The 3,280-nt window shown below is 43.5% G+C and carries 4 protein-coding genes; 3 read left to right on the forward strand and 1 reads right to left on the reverse strand.

Annotated elements, in window-relative coordinates; genetic code table 11:
• Positions 1–21 precede the first annotated feature (21 nt).
• A complete protein-coding gene (locus tag AC1DVB_RS26170) occupies positions 22–954 on the reverse strand; it encodes a Na/Pi symporter (RefSeq protein ID WP_057278845.1) in 933 nt (310 codons plus the stop codon).
• A 236-nt stretch (positions 955–1,190) separates the two neighbouring features.
• Between AC1DVB_RS26170 and rpsU the strand changes: the two genes are divergently transcribed.
• The 3 genes from rpsU to AC1DVB_RS26185 form a co-directional block, all read left to right on the forward strand.
• Positions 1,191–1,364 carry a 30S ribosomal protein S21 gene (rpsU, locus tag AC1DVB_RS26175; protein WP_028391853.1) on the forward strand — a complete coding sequence of 58 codons (174 nt, stop codon included), beginning with the start codon at positions 1,191–1,193 and terminating at the stop codon, positions 1,362–1,364.
• Between the two features lie 14 nt (positions 1,365–1,378).
• Complete coding sequence (locus AC1DVB_RS26180) at positions 1,379–1,822, forward strand: GatB/YqeY domain-containing protein (RefSeq protein WP_034308521.1); 444 nt, start codon at positions 1,379–1,381, stop codon at positions 1,820–1,822.
• 294 nt (positions 1,823–2,116) lie between these two features.
• On the forward strand, positions 2,117–3,280 hold a 1,164-nt coding region (locus AC1DVB_RS26185), incomplete at its 3' end, for an NfeD family protein (protein ID WP_477591708.1).

The raw sequence follows: 3,280 nt of genomic DNA on the forward strand, positions 1-3,280 counted from the left end.
GCCAATGACTTTGGACTGCCCTTATTTTTTTAAGTGTGGCCGATGCACCAAAAGAATGAGGTTGGAGAATTGCCGTGCGAATGGCAAGACGGCCAAAGAAGTCAAGATATTGAAAATGACACTGGCATGCGCGAGCTGTGTTCCCTTGTTTTCGGTGAAATAGGCGGCCGTGCTTTCCAGGATGTCCACCAAAGGCAGGAATGCGGCAACCCCGATGATGTTCAGCCAAATATGTGCATAAGCTGTAAATGCAGCTTGTCTGCCAGAACCGATGCTGGCCATGTATCCGGTGATGCAAGTGCCGATATTCGATCCGAGCATGATGATGATTGCCGAGGACACGGATAACTCCCCATTCATCAAAAAACTCATGGCTATCCCGATGGTTGCAGAACTGGAGTGAATGAGTGCCGTCAATAATAACCCGGCAATCAGGGCATAACTCATATGGCCCTCTATGTAATGTATAAGCGTTTGTATGGATGGATAGGCTGCAATCGGTGTCGAAAGCGTTTTAAAACCGCTCATCGCCGCGAAGATGGCCGAGATTCCGATCAGGGACATTCCTAGGCTTCTCGGAAATGCTTTTGGCATGAAGCAAAGGAAAGCGCCGCTTACGACACCGGGAATGATCCAGCGATCCAAAGAGAAAGTCATGAACTCTGCTGTAAAGGTGGATCCGATATTCGTTCCAAGAATGATCCCGATTGTTTGCGGGAATGTTAAGCTTCCTGCGGAAACGAGGCCGACCGTCATGACCATGACCGCCGAGCTGCTCTGCAGGATCCCGGTAAAGATGGTTCCGGCCAAGAAGCCTTTCCATGGCTTATCTGTAACCTTTGAGAGAAATGTTTTTAATGCTGCACCGGACATATTGAACAGTCCGATTCGTAAAACGGACATCCCTGCCAGAAATATCGCTATGAATAAAATGAATAAAAATAGCTCATGCATGACTGTCACCTCATAGTAAGCTTATGGCCCATTAACGGGGGACATGCTATAAATTGGAATTTCATGCAAGTTGAATCATCGCTAAGTGAAAAAATATGATAATAACACGATTATATTCAAAATAAGTTTGATTTTATTGGTTGACCTGCTAAAGATGATATATTATAATTGTTTAGTACATGTATAACATGTTGACAACTTGAGTTAGTGTGTTGTTTTCGGAGGGAGGGAAAGAGATGTCTAAAACCGTCGTTCGTAAAAACGAATCGCTTGAAGATGCTCTTCGTCGTTTCAAACGTACTGTATCTAAAGCAGGATCGCTTCAGGAAGCTAGGAAGCGTGAATTTTATGAAAAACCAAGCGTAAAACGTAAGAAAAAGTCTGAAGCTGCAAGAAAACGTAAATTCTAAGAGAGGGTGGAAAGATGAGTCTTCTCGAGCGTTTAAATAATGATATGAAACAAGCGATGAAGAACAAGGAAAAGGACAAACTATCTGTTATTCGGATGCTGAAAGCTTCTATTCAAAACGAAGCCTTGAAGCAGAGACAAGATTTAACAGATGATGAAGAATTGACAGTGCTCTCTCGCGAATTAAAACAACGCAAAGACTCCCTCCAGGAGTTTGAAAACGCAGGTCGTTCAGATCTCGTGGATAAAGTCCGCACCGAACTAGTATACGTAGAGGCATATATGCCTCAGCAACTTTCAGAAGAAGACATTTCTAAAATCGTTAACGAAACGATTTTAGAAGTCAATGCAACATCCAAAGCAGATATGGGCCGAGTTATGGGAGCTTTAATGCCTAAAGTTAAAGGTAAAGCGGATGGTTCTCTAGTTAACAAATTAGTACAACAACATCTATCTTAAACTCTAAACTTAAAACTCGAAACCTAACCGCAGGCAAATTGCCTGTGGTTTTTGTGTATTTCATGAATTTTATGCGTATATTATTGAAACGAAGCCCAAGATAATTGTGGCACTTTTAATTTTATTTGCTTTTTTTTGAAACCTTTTTCATATACATACGTAATAACTAAAGAACAGGGTAAAGGGTTGCTTCAATTGCTCCTTATTCGAATTTTAGTTGCGGGCTGAATTTACTGGTAAGTTCCTGGATAATGGGACACTTACCGCGTTTAATACGGGAAAGGGGGCGTTCCGTTGAAAATTTGGCGTTATTTATCTGTTCTCCTATTTGGATTGCTGTTCACCATGTCTTCCTTTGGTGGAGCGACGGTATCTGCAAACGAGAAGATCGTTTACCATGTACCCATTGAAGAAACGGTGGAAAAGGGACTCACGGCCTTTTTGGAACGAGCACTGACCACTGCTGAAGCAGCAGATGCAGATCTTGTCGTTTTCGAGGTGAATACCCCTGGAGGTGCTGTGGATGCAGCGGGGGAAATTGCAAAGTTACTGGCGGATTCACCAATAAAGACAGTTGCCTATGTCAATAACAGGGCTTTATCTGCAGGGGCATACATTTCTTTAAGTGCGGATGAGATCTATATGGTTCCGAGTGCCACCATGGGATCTGCAGCTGTGATTGATTCAACAGGGAACGCTGCAAGTAAGAAAGCGCAATCTTATTGGTTGGCTGCCATGAAGACCGCTGCTGAACAAAATGGACGTGATCCCATATACGCCCAGGCGATGGCGGATGTTGACATCGATCTACCCGAATATGGAGCGGAAAAAGGGAAGCTGCTGACATTTACAGCCGAACAGGCAAAAAAGGCTGGGTATAGCGAAGGTACCGTCTCTGGAAAAGCGGAGCTGTATAGTATACTTGGAGTTGAAGATGCTGATATTCGGTCAATCGAAGAAAGCTTTCCTGAGAAACTAGCCCGCTTTTTGACCAACCCGATCGTCGTTCCCATTTTATTAACGATAGCSGGAATCGGGATTGTGATGGAATTGTTTTCACCCGGTTTTGGAATTCCGGGCGTAATTGGAATCACCAGTCTTGTCTTATTCTTCTATGGTCATCTTGTCGCCGGTATCACCGGATACGAATCGTTAGCGATGTTCATCATTGGGGTCATTCTCGTACTAATTGAATTTTTTATCCCAGGGGGGATTATCGGGCTGCTCGGGTTTACAGCGGTAGTGGGGAGTCTATTCCTTGCGACAGGTGATCCGGTCCATATGACGATCTCCTTGCTAATTGCGGTCACCGTATCCATTTTGGTATTCATCCTACTTGTAAAGGTGTTTGGAAAACAGATGAAATTTTTCAGGAAAATGATATTAACCGATGCAACAAAAACGGAACAAGGATATGTCAGCAATCCGAATCGTTTGGATTTATTAGGTGCAGAAGGG

It is taken from the genome of Peribacillus sp. P4_D6, assembly GCF_056401795.1.